We start from the raw sequence: 14,941 nt of genomic DNA, 5'->3' as shown, positions 1-14,941 counted from the left end.
GGAACTTGCCCAAAATGCATAACCTCTCCTTGAACTGGAAAATATTCCTCCCTCTTGCGCTGGTCATCAGCACCACCTTTGGCCTCTGCTTCGAACTCTCCGCCTGGCTGCAACGGGATCTCGCCATCCGGCTGGCAGAGGAGAAAGTTGAGAGCATGGCCAACACCTATATGGATCAGGTGAACGTGCTGATGATGACCGGTGGCATGGCCAATCGGCAGATAGTGCAGACCAAACTCAAGAGTGAAGCGGGCATCGTTGAAGCCCGTCTGGTACGCGCCCCCGCCGTCAGCAACCTGTTTGGCCCGGGTCACCCGGATCAGAAAGCGCAGGATCCCCTCGATGAGCGAGCCATCAATCAGGGCGAAGCCATTCTGGAGCAGCAGGGCAACCTGCTCACCCTGATCAAACCGTTCAAAGCCTACAAGGAGTATCGCGGCACCCAGTGCCTCACCTGTCACCAGGTCAATGAAGGGACCGTGATGGGGGCGGTGCGGATCAGTTATGACCTCAGCCACACCTTCGGCGAGATCCGCCACAACAACCTGATCCTGAGTGGCAGCCTGGCCGCCGTCTTCAGCCTCGGCTTCGGCTTGCTCTGGTGGGTATTGCAACGCTACGTGAAACACCCCCTACGCCAGTTGCAGCTCACCATGATCCGGATGGCCAAAGAGCGCGACCTCGCCCTCCCCCTGGTCAATGACAGCCGGGATGAACTGGGCCAGATGACCCGCGCCGTCAATGACATGGTGCAGGGATTCCGCCACAGCCTGCAGGAGGTGGAAGGGGCGACCCACCAGCTCTATCAGGAATCAAACCAGATCCGTCAAGTGGCGACCCAGACCGAAAACTCGGCCCGCCAGCAAGAGGGGATGACTACCCAGGTCGCCACCGCCGTGAGCGAGCTGGCCGCCAGCTCTCATGAAGTGCGCGAACATGCCCGCCACAGCGCCGAGCTCTCCGCCCTCACCAATCAGGATGCCGCTGACACCAGCCGTCTCGCCCAGCACTCCATCACCGACATGGGCGAGATGTCGGCAGAGATCGATCGGGTGGATCAGGTGATCCAGCAGCTCGACAGCCGCTGCCTGGCGGTTGACGGTGTGCTCGAGGTGATCAAGGGGATTGCCGATCAGACCAACCTGCTGGCCCTCAACGCTGCGATTGAAGCAGCCCGGGCAGGTGAGCAAGGCCGTGGCTTTGCGGTAGTAGCCGATGAAGTGCGGGCCCTCTCCAACCGCAGCCGCGCCGCCAGCGAAGAGATCTCACAGATGATCGCCGCCCTGCAAAATGAGGCCCAGAGCGCAGTTACGGTGATCGGGGATGCAAAAAGCAAAGCCGATGAGAGCATCAGCAAGACCGAAGCGACCCTGGCAGCCATGCAGAACATCATCGAGCGCATCGCCCGCATCAACGACCTCAACGCCCAGATGGCGCAGTCGGCCGAAGAGCAGGACAGGGTCTGCCATGAGGTAGACAGCTCGGTGAGCGATATTCGCAACACCTCCAACGACACCCTGGGTCAGGCGCACGCCGCCAATCTCGCCAGCATCCAGCTGGTGGAGCAGTGTCAGAAACTGGAGGCTCTGCTGAAAACCTACCGTTGGTAATCAACTTCACCAACGAAAAAGCGCGACCCGAGGGTCGCGCTTTTGCTTTATGGATTCGATTTGGCCGAACGGCCGCGTTGCTACTCCAGCGGCGCGCTGACTATTAACAGCGCCGCCAAGATAGCTTTAACGGGCGTTACGGGTTGCGACGGCATCCGCCAGATTGCGCAACAGCACTTCGGTATCGGCCCAACCGATGCAGGCATCGGTGATGCTCTGACCGACGGTGAGTTCACACCCTTCCACCAGATCCTGACGGCCTTCTACCAGATGGCTCTCCACCATCACACCAAACACCGCCTTGCTGCCGGCACGCAGCTGACCGGCTACATCTTCAGCCACCACCATCTGGTTCTTGAACTGTTTGCTGCTGTTGGCGTGACTAAAGTCGATCATCACCTTCTGTGGCAGACCGGCCTTCTCCAGCCCCTTCACAACTTCGCTGACATGGGCGGCGCTGTAGTTCGGCTCACGACCACCACGCAGAATGATGTGACAGTCCGGGTTGCCGCGGGTCGCCACGATGGCGGAGTGACCGTATTTGGTGACCGACAGGAAGTGGTGCGGCGCACTGGCAGCGCCAATGGCATCGATGGCAACCTTGATGGTGCCGTCAGTGCCATTCTTGAAGCCCACCGGACAGGAGAGACCGGAGGCCAGCTCGCGGTGCACTTGGGATTCGGTGGTACGAGCGCCGATCGCACCCCAGCTCATCAGATCCGCCACATATTGCGGGGTGATCATGTCGAGGAACTCGGAGGCAGTCGGCAGCCCCATGTCATTGAGATCCAGCAACAGCTTGCGACCAATGCGCAGACCGTCGTTGATCTTGCAGCTATTGTCGAGGTACGGATCGTTGATCAGCCCCTTCCAGCCCACTGTGGTGCGCGGTTTTTCGAAGTAGACCCGCATCACGATCTCCAGCTGACCTTTCAGCTCGTCGCGCAACGCCTTGAGGCGCTTGCCGTACTCCAGCGCGGCAACCGGATCATGGATGGAGCAAGGACCAATCACCACCAGCAGACGATCATCTTCGCCAGCCAGGATATTGTGAATGGCCTGACGGGATTCAAAAACGGTGGACGAGGCCACCTCGGTAGCCGGAAACTTCTCAAGCACCGCAACCGGGGGTAATAACTCTTTGATTTCACTGATACGAACGTCGTCGGTTTGATGCTGCATGACAAGGCTTCCTGCTAGATGACTGCGATTAGGAAATCTCAACATAGCCCGCGACAGGGCATGTGTAAATAGGAAATTACAGCAATTACAAAACTATTTTATATGGCAATCTTGCAAGTTATTGAAATGATGCTAAGCGAAATGACGATACTGGTGAGGAAGGCAAAAAGGCCCGCTCAGCGCGGGCCCGAAGCGTCGGTGATGACGGGTTTGTCAGTGATCAGCCACGCTGGCTGATACTGGCCAGCTTGTCGAAGTAATCCGGGAAGGTCTTCGACGTGCACTTGGGATCATTGATGGTGACCGGGGTATCCGACAGCGCCACCAGCGAGAAGCACATGGCGATACGGTGATCGTTGTAGGTATCGATCTCGGCATGCTTGAGCTGGGTCGGCGGGGTCACGGTGATAAAGTCATGCCCCTCCTCCACTTCAACGCCCAGCTTGCGCAGCTCGGTCGCCATGGCGTGCAGACGATCGGTCTCCTTCACCCGCCAGTTGTAGATATTGCGAATGGAGGTCGGCCCCTCGGCAAACAGCGCGGCAACCGCGATGGTCATGGCCGCATCGGGAATATGGTTCATGTCCATATCCACTCCGTGCAGCGGCGCCTGCTCCGCCTCGATGAAATCATCACCCCAGGTGATGCGCGCGCCCATCTTCTCCAGCACGTCGGCGAAGTGGATATCACCCTGAATGCTGTGCTTGCCGATACCGGTGACCCGCACCTTGCCCTTGATGGCGCCCGCCGCGAGGAAGTAGGAGGCGCTCGAGGCATCCCCTTCCACCAGAAAGTCACCCGGGCTGATGTAGGTCTGGTTGCCCTTGATGTAGAACAGCTTGTAGTTGTCGTGCTCGATGACCACCCCGAACTGCTTCATGATGTGCAGGGTGATGTCGATATAAGGCTTGGAGACCAGCTCCCCCTTGATGTGGATCCGGGTATCACCGGCCGCCATCGGCGCCGCCATCAAAAACGCGGTCAGGAACTGGCTGGAGACGGAGCCATCGACGTGCACATCGCCGCCCCACAGCCCCTTGGCATCCACCACCAGCGGCGGATAACCATCGTGTTTCAGGTACTGGATATGGGCACCTGCTTCACGCAGGGCATCCACCAGATGGCCGATGGGACGCTCTTCCATGCGCGGCTCGCCGCCCAGGGTATATTCACCGGAGCCGAGGCACAGGGCGGCGCAGAGCGGGCGCATGGCGGTACCGGCGTTACCGAGAAACAGATTGACCGGCTCTTTCACCGCAAAGCTGCGGCCCAGCCCCTGAACGGTACACTCGGTCTTGTCGGCAGAGAGCTTGTACTTGACCCCGAGCTGGGTCAGCGCAGCCAGCATATGACGAATGTCATCGCTGTCGAGCAGGTTGGTCAGACGGGTGGTGCCACGAGCCAGCGCCGCCAGCAGCAGCGCACGGTTAGAGACACTCTTGGAGCCGGGCAGATTGACCTCACCGGCCACACGAGAAATGGGTTCCAAACGCAACGAATTCATAGACTTCCTGTGCTATCTCAAAAATAAACGCCTGTCCGGACGTTAACAGCCTGCGTCCCGCTCGGCAAGGGCACTTTCAGGGGAAATCGCACGGTAAACGCCAGCGCACTGGTTCTGTTGAAAAAAAGACGCCGGGGTATCCCCGGCGTCTTGAATCACTGCAATAGCTGGAAGCGGCTCACTGGTTGTCACGAGAGGCCACCAGCAAACACATAGGGGCTCTGTTCTCAGCCGTTGCGCTTGGCAAAGCCATCCATAAAGCTGACCAGGGCCTTCACTCCCTCCAGCGGCATGGCGTTGTAGATGCTGGCGCGCATGCCACCGACGATGCGGTGCCCTTTGAGGGCCAGCAGGCCAGCGGCTTCCGATTCGGCCAGGAACTGCTTGTCCAGCTCGGCATTTTTCAGCTGGAACGGGATGTTCATCCGCGAACGGCAGCTGACATCGACCTGATTGCCATAGAAGCTCGACTGATCGAGATAGTCATAGAGGAAGTCGGCCTTCTCCTTGTTGCGCGTTTCCATCGCCTCGAGGCCACCCTGTTCTTTTAGCCACTCGAACACCAGACCGGCCAGATACCAGGCGTAGGTGGGCGGCGTGTTGAACATGGAGTCGTTCTTGGCGGTGAGCTGGTAGTCGAAAATCGAGGGGACATCGGCTCTGGCCTGATCCAGCAGATCATCGCGCACGATGGCGATGGCAAGCCCGGACGGGCCGATATTTTTCTGGGCACCGGCATAGATGATGCCAAAGCGGCTCACGTCGAGAGGACGGGAGAGAATGGTGGAGGAGAGATCTGCTACGAGCGGCGCCTCGCCGGTGGCCGGGATGTCGAACATCTCGATGCCGTCGATGGTTTCGTTCGAGCAGTAGTGAACATAGGCCGCATCGGCGCGAAACGCCGGGGTCGGCAGCAGGTGGGAGATCCCCTGCTCGTTCTTGGCAACCCCCTGGAAGGTCTGGATATCGCCATACTTTTTGGCTTCATCCACAGCGCTCTGGGACCAGACACCGGTCAGCAGGAAGTCCGCCTTCTTGTTGGCGCCACCCAGCAGGTTCATGGGCACGGCGGAGAACTGACCGCGGCCGCCACCGTGCATGAAGAGCACCTTGTAGTTGTCCGGCACCGCCAGCAGCTCGCGCAGATCCGCTTCGGCCTTCTCGGCAACCGCCATGTAGGGCTTGCCGCGATGGGAAAGCTCCATGACCGAGGCTCCCAGCCCCTGAAAATTACAAAATTCGCGCTGGGCGCGCTCCATGACTTCAACCGGCAGCATGGCGGGGCCGGCGCAGAAGTTGTAAATCTGTTTGCTCATGACGCTTTCCGTGAGTGGATGAGAGTAATCGATGACTTGTCAGGTTTTACACAAGAGCAGCCAGCGGATCAAAGGCTTTTTGGTAGCTGGCTCAACCTTTTACCGTCACTCTGCCTCCCCCTTGCAGTAGAAAAAGCCCTGAACGGGTCAGGGCTTGCAGGGAACATGCACAGAAATGGCGGGCAGAGCGCATAAACGACCACAGCCCAGCCATTTCTGACAAATTTACAGTTTGGCGGTGAGCTCCGGCAGCAGAGTGAAGAGATCCCCCACCAGCCCGTAGTCCGCCACCTGAAAGATGGGGGCATCGCTGTCCTTGTTGATGGCCACAATCACCTTCGACTCCTTCATTCCCGCCAGATGCTGGATGGCGCCCGAAATGCCGACCGCGATATAGAGCTCGGGCGCCACCACCTTGCCGGTCTGCCCCACTTGCAGATCGTTGGCGACATATCCCGCATCAACGGCGGCTCGCGATGCCCCCACGGCACCGCCCAGCTTGTCGGCCAGCGCTTCTATCAAAGCAAACTGCGCCTTGGAGCCCAGTGCCCGGCCACCGGAGACCACCACCCGGGCGGCGGTCAGTTCGGGCCTGCTGGAGCGCACCGCGCGGCGCTCGGCCAGCCGGGTACGGCCAACGAATTCGGGCACGGCCAAGCGTTCGATGAGAGCCTGCCCGCCCGTCGCCGCCTTGGCAAACGCGGTGGCCCGCACCGTCATCACTTTGACGGGCGCCGAGCTTGCCACTCTGGCAATGGCATTGCCCGCATAGATGGGGCGCAGGAAGGTGTCGCTGCTCTCGATAGCCGTCACCTCGGAGAGCATCTCCACCCCGAGGCGAGCCGCCACCTGTGGCAGCAGCGCCTTGCCCATGGCACTCGCCGCCATCAGGCAGTGGTTGTAACCTTCGCACCAGCTGGCCAGCAGCTTGTCCACCCCATCCAGCAGCCCGTCGGCCAAGCGGGGATGTTCGGCAAGCAACACCTTGTCGACACCGCCAATGGCAGCCGCCTGTTCACCCGCCTCGGTCAGCCCCTGCCCGAGCAACAGCAGGTCAACCTGACCGCCGATGGATCCGGCGGCGGTGACCAGTTGTGCCACATTGTCGGCCAGATGGCCCTGATGATGTTCGGCAATGATCAGCACGCTCATGGCAGCACCTTCGCTTCGTGTTTGAGTTTGTCCACCAGCTCGTCCACCGAGCCCACCTTGATCCCGGCGCTGCGGGCTGGCGGCGCCATCACCCCGAGCAAACGGGTCTGGTTGGCCACCTCAACGGCGAGTGTCGAGAACGGAGCGCTATCAAGCGGCTTGCGCTTGGCCTTCATGATGTTCGGCAGCGAGGCAAAACGCGGTTCATTCAAACGCAGATCGGCGCTCACCACCGCAGGCAACGGCATGCCCAGGGTCTCGAGGCCACCGTCGATTTCGCGAGTCACCAGCAGTTCTCCCGCTTCCACCTTGAGGGCTGACGCGCAGGTCGCCAGCGGCCAATCATTTAGGGCAGCCAGCATCTGGGCCACCTGATTGTTGTCTGAATCGATGGACTGCTTGCCAAGCAGCACCAGATCCGGCTGCTCCTGCCCACACACCTTGTGCAAGGCGCGGGCAACCGTCAGCGGGGTGAGCGTCTCATCGGTGACATAATGCAGCGCCCGATCCGCCCCCAGCGCCAGCCCATGGCGCAGTTGCTCGGCGGCAGCGTCAGGGCCGAAGGTCACCACCACCAGTTCGCTGGCAACCCCGGCTTCCCGCAGCCTGACCCCCTCCTCCACCGCAATTTCACAAAAGGGGTTGATCCCCATCTTCACATTGGCGAGCTCCACGTCGGAGCCGTCTCCCTTCACCCGGATCTTGACGTTGTAGTCGACTACCCGTTTGATCGCGACCAGCAGCTTCATGGGGTCATGCCTCGTCTCTTTGGATTGAATTCATTAGTGTGCCTCTGCGTTTGTTGCAGTACTCTCTTCCCTGATTTTTTGCTTTTTCTTGCTCAGCTTTGCTTACAACTGCTTTACGTTTACGTAAACTACCAGCATTACCCTAGGCCAACCAGAGCGCAGAGGCAAGATGGAACGGGAAGCAATGGAATTTGATGTCGTCATCGTCGGCGGCGGTCCGGCGGGGCTCAGTGCAGCCATCGCCCTGAAACAGCAGGATGCCACTCTCTCTGTCTGTCTGCTGGAGAAGGGGACCGAAATTGGCGCCCATCTGCTCTCCGGCGCCCTGTTTGATCCCGTCGCCTTGCAAGAGCTGCTGCCGGATTGCTGGCAGCAAGCGCCGCTCGGCGTACCGGTCAACGACGATCAGGTGCATCTGCTGCAAAGCGAGCAACGCTCCCTGCAACTCCCCGCTTGGGCGGTGCCGCCCCGGATGCACAATGAGGGTTGCCATGTGGTCAGTCTGGGCAATCTCTGCCGCTGGCTTGGCCAACAGGCGGAAAAACTGGGAGTCGAAATATACCCGGGATTTACCGCCAGCGAACTTATCATGGAAGCGGGCCGGGTCAAGGGGGTCATCACCGGCGATCTGGGGCTGGATCGGGCGGGCAATCCAAAAGCTGATCATGTGCCCGGCATGGCACTGCTCGGTCGCTACACCCTCTTTGCCGAAGGGGCCCGCGGTCATCTCGGCAAGCAGCTGATCGCCGACTTCAACCTGGCCAGCCCTGCCCAGCCCCAGCACTATGCCATCGGCTTCAAGGAGCTGTGGCAACTGCCTGCTGGCCAAGGCAAAGCGGGACAGGTGCTACACGGTAGTGGCTGGCCCCTTGGCAAGCAGGGGGGCGGCAATAGCCACGGTGGCTTCTATCTCTATCACATGGAGGGGGATCAGGTGGCAGTAGGGCTGATTGTCGATCTCAACTACCAGAATCCCTGGCTCAGCCCGTTCGACGAATTCCAGCGCCTCAAGCATCACCCGCTTATCGCCGGCGTGTTGCAAGGGGGTGAACGCATCAGCTATGGCGCCCGCGCCATCACCAAGGGGGGCTGGCACGCCCTGCCCCGTATGCACTTCCCGGGCGGCCTGCTGATCGGCTGCGATGCCGGCACCCTCGACTTTTCCCGCATCAAGGGGATCCACACCGCCATGAAATCGGGGATGCTGGCGGCAAAAACCGTCGCGATGGCGCTGCGGGGGGGCGATGAAGGGGGCCGGGATCTGGCCCAGTATGGTGACGAGCTGCACCAGAGCTGGCTGGCCCGCGAACTCAAGGCGGCGCGCAACTTCGGCGCGGCTCTTCATCGCTATGGTCCCTGGTTGGGCGGTGCCTTCAACTGGCTGGAGCAACGGCTGTTTGGCGCAAACTCGCCCTTCAAGCTGCTCGATAAGGCTCACGACTACCGTCAGTTGCGCGTGGCCAGCCGCTGCAAGCCCATCCCTTATCCCAAACCCGATGGCAAGCTGAGCTTTGACAAGCTCTCGTCTGTGTATCTGGCCAACACAAGTCACGACGAGGATCAACCTTGCCACCTCAAGCTGCAGGACGAGCGCATTCCGGTCGAGGTCAATCTGCCCACCTGGGCCGAACCCGCCCAACGCTACTGCCCGGCAGGGGTGTTTGAAGTGCTTGAAATGGAAGGCGCGCCCAAACTGCAGATCAACGCCGCCAACTGCATCCACTGCAAAACCTGCGATATCAAGGACCCCAGTCAAAACATTATCTGGACGCCGCCACAGGGGGGCTCCGGGCCCAATTATCCGAATATGTGATGAAGCGGGGCAGCGGCAACAAGCAGCCCCAGCTAGCCCTCCCCCAGCCAAAGGCTGGGTTCTACCCCGCATAGCCACTCAGGTGATCCGACCTCGCTGTTTTTTTGAACAAACAAGCTGAATCCCTGATGAATAGCCCCTGACAAGCGCGGCCCGCCCCTGTATAGTTCGCCGCATTCAGGTTTTCCATCGGCCCGATCTGCTTATCCACGGGATCGCCTTCTGCAGCGATCTAAGGCCGCATGACCTGTGCAACCATCCCTGATTACCCATGACTTTTTAAGGGGGGACAGATGATCACCGCCTACATTCTCAATAACAAGGTGCTGGACATAGTCACGCTCGGGCCTGACGACATAGTACCTGACAACACGGTCTGGCTGGATGCCTATAAGCCGGACACGGCAGAGCGAGAATGGTTGACGGGCCTGTTCCTGGAAGAGGTCCCCGACAAGGAAGAGCTCGACGACATCGAAGCATCCGCCCGTTTTTACTGGGATACCGATGGTCTGCACATTCACTCCCTGTTTCCCCAGCGGATCGGTCGTGACACCAAGGGTGTCCACGTCTCCTTTACCCTGCGCAACAACCTGCTGATCAGCATTCGTGAAGATGACATCGGGCTGGTGCGCCTGCTGCGCCACTATATGCGCCAGGATCGGCTGGAGGTGGAGGATGCCCTCGACATCCTGCTGGAAGTGCAAAACCTCAAGGTGGAGTACCTCTCCGACCTTATCGAAGATGGTTACAAGACCTTGGAAAACACCGCCGATCAGATCTTCGAGCCGGATCAGATCAACCCCATGCTGAAAGAGTTGATGGCACAGGAAGAGGCCAACGGCCAGATCCGTCTCTCTCTGCACGATACCCGCCGCGCCCTGCGCTTCCTCAAACGCAGCCTGCGCCAGCGCATGAGCCTTGAGCAGAACAAGTGGATCGACGAGATGCTGCACGACGTGGAATCCCTGTTGCCCCACACCCAGTTCCTGTTCGACAAGATCAACTTCCAGCTGGAGGCCTCCATGGGGGTGACCAATCTGGAGCAGAACAAGGTGATCAAGATCTTCTCGGTAGCCGCCGTGATCTTCCTGCCGCCGACCCTGATCGCCAGTATCTACGGCATGAACTTCGGCCGCATGCCGGAGCTCGCTTGGGAGTATGGTTATCCCATGTCACTGGTGCTGATGGTGATGTCATCGCTCGGCACCGGCCTCTTCTTCAAGCGCAAAGGCTGGCTGTAACGCCGCCGACGCGCGCTGCGATATCTGAAGAAACCGATTGGGGGGCATGGCCCCCCGATTAATTTGCGCCACGCCCAACGCCTTGCAAAGGGCGCTTCGTCGCCCCATATCCCCTTCATCACTCAATTCAAGTGGATAACGGGCAACCATGACCCTCTACCCCGAACACCGATATGACGATCACGGCCAGTTGCGCCCGCCCCTCTGGTTCTGGCCCATCGCCCTGTTGCTGACCCGCTCGGTCTGGCTCTTTTTGATGGCAGGGGTCACCCGCGAGCGCGGCAGCGAGATCCTGACCCTCTTCTATCCAGACAAGATCACCCTCTACATCAGCCTGCTGACCGACGTGCCCGCCATCCTGGCGTTGCTCGCCTGCGGCGGCACCTATCAGCAGACCCAGAGCATTCGCGCCAGACTCCGGCGCCACAGCCCGCTGCTGCTGCTCTGCTCTGCCGTCAGCGGCCTGCTGATGCAGTTGCACAGCCTCAATCTGCAGAAGTGGTCATTCAGCTGGCCCACCGCACTGGTGCTGGTCGCCAGCCTCTGGGCGCTCTGGTATCTGCTGCGCAGTCGCCAACTGCGGGAATATGCCGCAGATCAGCCCCACTGACGGGGCTGACACCTATTGACGAGTGACCCGGATCTGCAGAGTCTGGCGCTCGCTCTGGCTGCCTCGCCCCCCCTGTAGCTGGGTACCGAGGCTGCTCCCCTGATCCGCTGAGCTGGTCGAGAGCTCCCCCACCGTCAGCCACTGGCCCGGGGCCCCGCTCACCTCGGTGGCACTCTGCCCACGATTGATGGTGCCCTGATCCAGCCTCGCCTGTTCACTGCTCAGCGCAATCTGCACCCGATCGCCAATCAAGGTGGCCGTGGCATAGAGGCCGTTCACCAGCGGCATCATCCCCACCACGGCCCCCCCGTTCCATTGGTAGAAAGTCACCGGTTGATAGGAGCCCATCTGCAGCAGCACGGGACGGCCCGACAGCCCGCGCACCTGCCAGCTGTCGTTCTGGCTGCGCTGGTACTGCTGTGCGCTGCCATCGAGCAACCACTGCCGCTTGGCCTCGTCGCGACTGATTGAGCCCCCCAGTTGCTGACCGCTGGCGGCACCATCGACCCGCCACTCGATAAGCAGACTTTGCGGTGGCTGGTTGATCTGCGCCAGCGTGGCTTCGGCCTCCTGCAGCTGGGCTGGCGTCCCGCTCAGCACCAGCTGATTACCCATGGCGCTGACCCCAAGCTGGGGATAGATCTCCTTGAGGGTCTGCACCGCCGCCTGCGCCTCGAATACCGGGATCACCTTTACCTCGGCCCACAGCGACGGGCTCCAGAGTCCCATCATGCAGCCAAGCCAAAACAGCGCCCTGCGGCCAACCTTGCCCATCCGAACCATTACGCTCTCCTCGTTCTCTTTGCTCTTCTCGCTCTCTGTTCTCTTCTCTCTGCTCAGTGCCCGAAGCAACAGCTCAGCCCTATTCCGTTCACCCGTCGATGATGAACCCGGCGGTTGCCAAAAAACAGTCGGGAATGCAGCAACTCCGTGATTTCCCACGGTATGAGGCTCTCATTCCACGCCCGTTATCGCGTAAGATAGCGCCATCATAGTTGCCCAAGCGGAATCCATCATGTTGAAACAGCTGTTGTTACTCCCTCTCGCCCTGCTGCTGGGAGCCTGCTCCCTGACCCAGTACAACGTCAGCGAGGCCGAAATCAACCAGTACCTCAAAGATCAGGTCTCTTTTGAAAAACAGCTGGGGATCCCCGGCATCATGTCGAGCAAGATCCGTCTGGATGAGATGCAGAGCCGTATCGGCCGCAAACAAGCAGATCGCATCGAGCTGGATGCCGCTGGCGACCTGCAGGTGAGCAGTCCCCTTGGCAGCCAGCAGATGAAGATCCGCTTTGCCCTGAGCGCCCGTCCGGACTATGTGGCCGATCAAGGCGCCATCTAACTGCGCGACCTTGAGCTTGTCTCGGTCAAGACCGAGCCGGCCGATATCGGGGCCGCCCTCACCCCGCTGCTGCCCACCTTCAATCAGTCGCTCTCCCTGTTCCTGTCGCAGACGCCGGTCTACCGCCTCGACAGCAGCCGCAAGAACGAAGCCAGGATCAAGGAGAAGGTCGAAGCCCTCAAGGTAGAGCCGGGCCGTCTGGTCATCCCGTTCAAGCTGCTCTGATCCCCGCAGCGCTGGCACTTTCAGCGCGCTCAACAGATAACCGTCCTATTCGACAGCGCACATCCGGTTTAACGTGCAGCCGAATGGGGCGGTTTTTTACTTCTCAAGTCCCCCTCAACACAGCATAATGCAGACCATTCTCATTTAGATTCGTCATGAGAAGCGTCAATAATAAAACCAATGGTGAGAAGGGACATGAGAAAAACCGTACTGGTTCAGGCGATCGCCTGCGCACTGATCAGCGGCGCCGCACACGCTGCCGTCAAAGTCGAAGACAAGACATTCAATACCGCCGCCAACATGCTGGCCTATACCGAATTCGAGCTCTCCGGTGAGCCGCTGGCCGAAGCGCTGGGGCTGGACCTGGATGTGCTGGATGCCAACCGTGCCGATGAGCCGACCCCGTTCGACTTCGCTGCCGGCATCGAATCCTACGAATACTCCGAAGAGGCGATGTACGCCCTCAACTACCAATCCGGCATGGGTCCTCATCTGGTAAACGGGCCGCAAAACCTGGCCCGAGGCGGCACCATGGCCTCTCTGGGGCAACGGGTGTTGGCCATGGCCGACGCCGTTGGCTTCCCGGCTGATGAAGTGCCGCAGGGCATGTATCCCCTCTCCCTGCCCTACGCCTCCGCCAACCCGGAGTTTGCCCAGGCAGTGAATACCACTCCAGTCAATGGTGACCAGATCACCATCAAGACCGCCAAAGGGACCGAGAAAACCGTCAAGACCCAGGTGCCCGCCTACTTCCGTGACTACAGCACCCTCCGCTGGAGCGGCAGTGACAACCTGCTGGTGCCCGCAGCGGTGGGCGGCATCCTGCTCAAAGAGGTGATGTGGTCGCAGGACTTCCTCGGCGGCATGCACGTGGCCGAGACCGATGAAGAGGTAGAAGCCGCCTCCGCGACCATGGATCAGGATGGCAAGCACAAGCTGGGCGTCTCTGCCGCCGATGGCTTCAACGGCATGATGCTGACCGAGCAATCCATCGACAAGCTAGCCATCATGCAGAACCAGCTCGGCTTCGATGGCAAGCAACTGGGCGCCAAAATCACCCCGCAGTACGATCCGGCCAAGGGCGTGATTTACTTCCCCCATCAGGTGAAAGTGACCGAAACCAGCAACAACGATGCCGGTGCCATCGGCAAGCTGGAGGTGGTGGATGGCTCCGCCCAGCTGCGCGATGCCTGGATGATGCTGTGGCCGCTCTCCGAGTTCTATGCCTTCAGCGATCAGCGCAGCGCCAACACCAACCAGAACCCGGCCTTCCACGCCGTGTTTGACGGTGCGCCGTTTGCCGCCGCACCGGCTGCCAACAAGACCAATGACCTGGGCAAAGCGGTCACGGGCAGCGATGCCTTCTCGCTGGCGATCAATCTCTCAAACCTCACCTTCAAGAACCTGGTAGCCCTGCACTTTGATACCAAGGCTGGCACCCTGGTCGACAGCTGGCAGGCAGGCAAACAGGGCAAGCACGTCACCACCTTTGACGCCGCTTACGCACTGGTCGCCCTGCAGATCTTCCAGCGCGCTCAGGATGCGCTGCCGGTCGGCTACGCCGCCGGTGACAATGGCGAGCTGAACCTCAAGACCAGGCAGGGTCAGCAAGCGCTTGAGCTTATCCGCAAGCAGGCCGATTTCATCCTTGCCAACCTCAAGGGCAAAAATGGTCTGGTGCATGACGGCATCACGCTAGGTGGCAAGCTCGATGCCGGCCACTCCATCGATGCACAGTTCGCAGCCATCCGTGGTCTGACCGCTGCGTTCCTCGCTACCTCCGATGCCAAGTACCGCACCGCTGCCCGCGAGCTGTTTATCGCTGCCGACAAGGCCTACTTCAATGCCAAGGCGGGCACCTGGCTGGCGGGTAAACAGGGTGAATACACTCCCTGGACCCAGGCTGCCATCTCCGGCGCCCTGCGCTCTGCCATGCTGAACCTGCGCAACGAAGGGGCCGAGAAGGCGCCCGAGCTGGAGCTGGCCAAGCTGACCGGTCAGTACGTCAGCTGGTTCCGTGGCACCGTCAACGGTGGCATGCAGATGGCTGAGTGGATCGGTGACTCCGGCGAGAACATCATCGAAGGTGCCGGCAGCGATACCGACGAAGATGGCGTACCGCAAGTGACCGCCGCCGGTGGCAAGCACGGCACCGCCATGGTGATGGCCGCTAAAGCAGTGGTTAGCGAATAATCCT

11 protein-coding genes and 1 pseudogene are annotated in these 14,941 nt (G+C 60.3%); 6 read left to right on the top strand and 6 right to left on the bottom strand.

The genetic code is table 11. The annotated features are described in order from the left end of the window. Positions 1–14 precede the first annotated feature (14 nt). Positions 15–1,610: a methyl-accepting chemotaxis protein gene (locus OKC42_RS03425; RefSeq protein ID WP_199428069.1), complete on the top strand. Its 1,596-nt coding sequence runs from the start codon at positions 15–17 to the stop codon at positions 1,608–1,610. A gap of 126 nt (positions 1,611–1,736) precedes the next feature. On the opposite strand, the gene aroG is transcribed toward OKC42_RS03425, so the two are convergent. The 5 genes from aroG to OKC42_RS03400 all read right to left on the bottom strand — a co-directional run bounded on the left by aroG (position 1,737) and on the right by OKC42_RS03400 (position 7,513). Further along, positions 1,737–2,792, bottom strand: coding sequence for a 3-deoxy-7-phosphoheptulonate synthase AroG (gene aroG, locus OKC42_RS03420; protein WP_005351268.1), 1,056 nt, complete (start codon positions 2,790–2,792; stop codon positions 1,737–1,739). A 220-nt stretch (positions 2,793–3,012) separates the two neighbouring features. Continuing rightward, on the bottom strand, positions 3,013–4,296 hold the full coding sequence (gene aroA, locus OKC42_RS03415; RefSeq protein ID WP_005351267.1) for a 3-phosphoshikimate 1-carboxyvinyltransferase: 1,284 nt from the start codon (positions 4,294–4,296) through the stop codon (positions 3,013–3,015). Positions 4,297–4,523: 227 nt separating this feature from the next. Further along, a complete protein-coding gene (serC, locus tag OKC42_RS03410; protein ID WP_150388966.1) occupies positions 4,524–5,612 on the bottom strand; it encodes a 3-phosphoserine/phosphohydroxythreonine transaminase in 1,089 nt (362 codons plus the stop codon). Between the two features lie 225 nt (positions 5,613–5,837). Next, positions 5,838–6,764 (bottom strand): electron transfer flavoprotein subunit alpha/FixB family protein, encoded by a 927-nt coding sequence (locus OKC42_RS03405; protein WP_150388965.1) that lies wholly within the window; start codon positions 6,762–6,764, stop codon positions 5,838–5,840. Then, positions 6,761–7,513: an electron transfer flavoprotein subunit beta/FixA family protein gene (locus OKC42_RS03400; RefSeq protein ID WP_150388964.1), complete on the bottom strand. Its 753-nt coding sequence runs from the start codon at positions 7,511–7,513 to the stop codon at positions 6,761–6,763. Before OKC42_RS03400 ends, OKC42_RS03405 begins: the two co-directional genes overlap by 4 nt. A 169-nt stretch (positions 7,514–7,682) precedes the next feature. On the opposite strand from OKC42_RS03400, the gene OKC42_RS03395 reads away from it, so the two are divergent. From OKC42_RS03395 to OKC42_RS03385, 3 genes are all read left to right on the top strand, one after another. Then, entirely contained in the window at positions 7,683–9,326 is a 1,644-nt protein-coding gene (locus tag OKC42_RS03395; protein ID WP_199428070.1) for an electron transfer flavoprotein-ubiquinone oxidoreductase, read from the top strand. Positions 9,327–9,619: 293 nt separating this feature from the next. Then, the gene (gene corA / locus OKC42_RS03390) at positions 9,620–10,567 is read left to right on the top strand and encodes a magnesium/cobalt transporter CorA (RefSeq protein ID WP_005337059.1); all 948 of its coding nucleotides are present in this window, start codon (positions 9,620–9,622) and stop codon (positions 10,565–10,567) included. A 148-nt stretch (positions 10,568–10,715) separates the two neighbouring features. Next, a complete protein-coding gene (locus OKC42_RS03385) occupies positions 10,716–11,177 on the top strand; it encodes a DUF2919 domain-containing protein (RefSeq protein WP_047438295.1) in 462 nt (153 codons plus the stop codon). 12 nt (positions 11,178–11,189) lie between these two features. Here OKC42_RS03385 and OKC42_RS03380 read toward each other — a convergent pair whose 3' ends face one another. Beyond that, complete coding sequence (locus OKC42_RS03380) at positions 11,190–11,909, bottom strand: hypothetical protein (protein ID WP_234915175.1); 720 nt, start codon at positions 11,907–11,909, stop codon at positions 11,190–11,192. 283 nt (positions 11,910–12,192) lie between these two features. On the opposite strand from OKC42_RS03380, the pseudogene OKC42_RS03375 reads away from it, so the two are divergent. Next, positions 12,193–12,744: pseudogene (locus tag OKC42_RS03375) on the top strand (lipoprotein). Positions 12,745–12,939: 195 nt separating this feature from the next. Then, positions 12,940–14,937: a hypothetical protein gene (locus OKC42_RS03370; RefSeq protein WP_064338133.1), complete on the top strand. Its 1,998-nt coding sequence runs from the start codon at positions 12,940–12,942 to the stop codon at positions 14,935–14,937. Positions 14,938–14,941: the final 4 nt, after the last annotated feature.

Origin of the sequence: Aeromonas sp. Y311-2, assembly GCF_027706025.1 — a bacterium.
Classification (GTDB): Bacteria; Pseudomonadota; Gammaproteobacteria; order Enterobacterales; family Aeromonadaceae; genus Aeromonas; species Aeromonas veronii.
Note: the sequence above shows the minus strand (reverse complement) of the source record. Positions and strands in the feature narration are given on the sequence as shown.

What these genes read in the sequence shown, in the direction of transcription:
- serC (WP_150388966.1), bottom strand. Translation starts at nt 5,612, where the DNA reads ATGAGCAAACAGATTTACAACTTCTGCGCCGGCCCCGCCATGCTGCCG.
- corA (WP_005337059.1), top strand. Translation starts at nt 9,620, where the DNA reads ATGATCACCGCCTACATTCTCAATAACAAGGTGCTGGACATAGTCACG.
- OKC42_RS03380 (WP_234915175.1), bottom strand. Translation starts at nt 11,909, where the DNA reads ATGATGGGACTCTGGAGCCCGTCGCTGTGGGCCGAGGTAAAGGTGATC.
- OKC42_RS03385 (WP_047438295.1), top strand. Translation starts at nt 10,716, where the DNA reads ATGACCCTCTACCCCGAACACCGATATGACGATCACGGCCAGTTGCGC.
- aroA (WP_005351267.1), bottom strand. Translation starts at nt 4,296, where the DNA reads ATGAATTCGTTGCGTTTGGAACCCATTTCTCGTGTGGCCGGTGAGGTC.
- OKC42_RS03370 (WP_064338133.1), top strand. Translation starts at nt 12,940, where the DNA reads ATGAGAAAAACCGTACTGGTTCAGGCGATCGCCTGCGCACTGATCAGC.
- OKC42_RS03395 (WP_199428070.1), top strand. Translation starts at nt 7,683, where the DNA reads ATGGAACGGGAAGCAATGGAATTTGATGTCGTCATCGTCGGCGGCGGT.
- OKC42_RS03425 (WP_199428069.1), top strand. Translation starts at nt 15, where the DNA reads ATGCATAACCTCTCCTTGAACTGGAAAATATTCCTCCCTCTTGCGCTG.
- aroG (WP_005351268.1), bottom strand. Translation starts at nt 2,792, where the DNA reads ATGCAGCATCAAACCGACGACGTTCGTATCAGTGAAATCAAAGAGTTA.
- OKC42_RS03400 (WP_150388964.1), bottom strand. Translation starts at nt 7,513, where the DNA reads ATGAAGCTGCTGGTCGCGATCAAACGGGTAGTCGACTACAACGTCAAG.
- OKC42_RS03405 (WP_150388965.1), bottom strand. Translation starts at nt 6,764, where the DNA reads ATGAGCGTGCTGATCATTGCCGAACATCATCAGGGCCATCTGGCCGAC.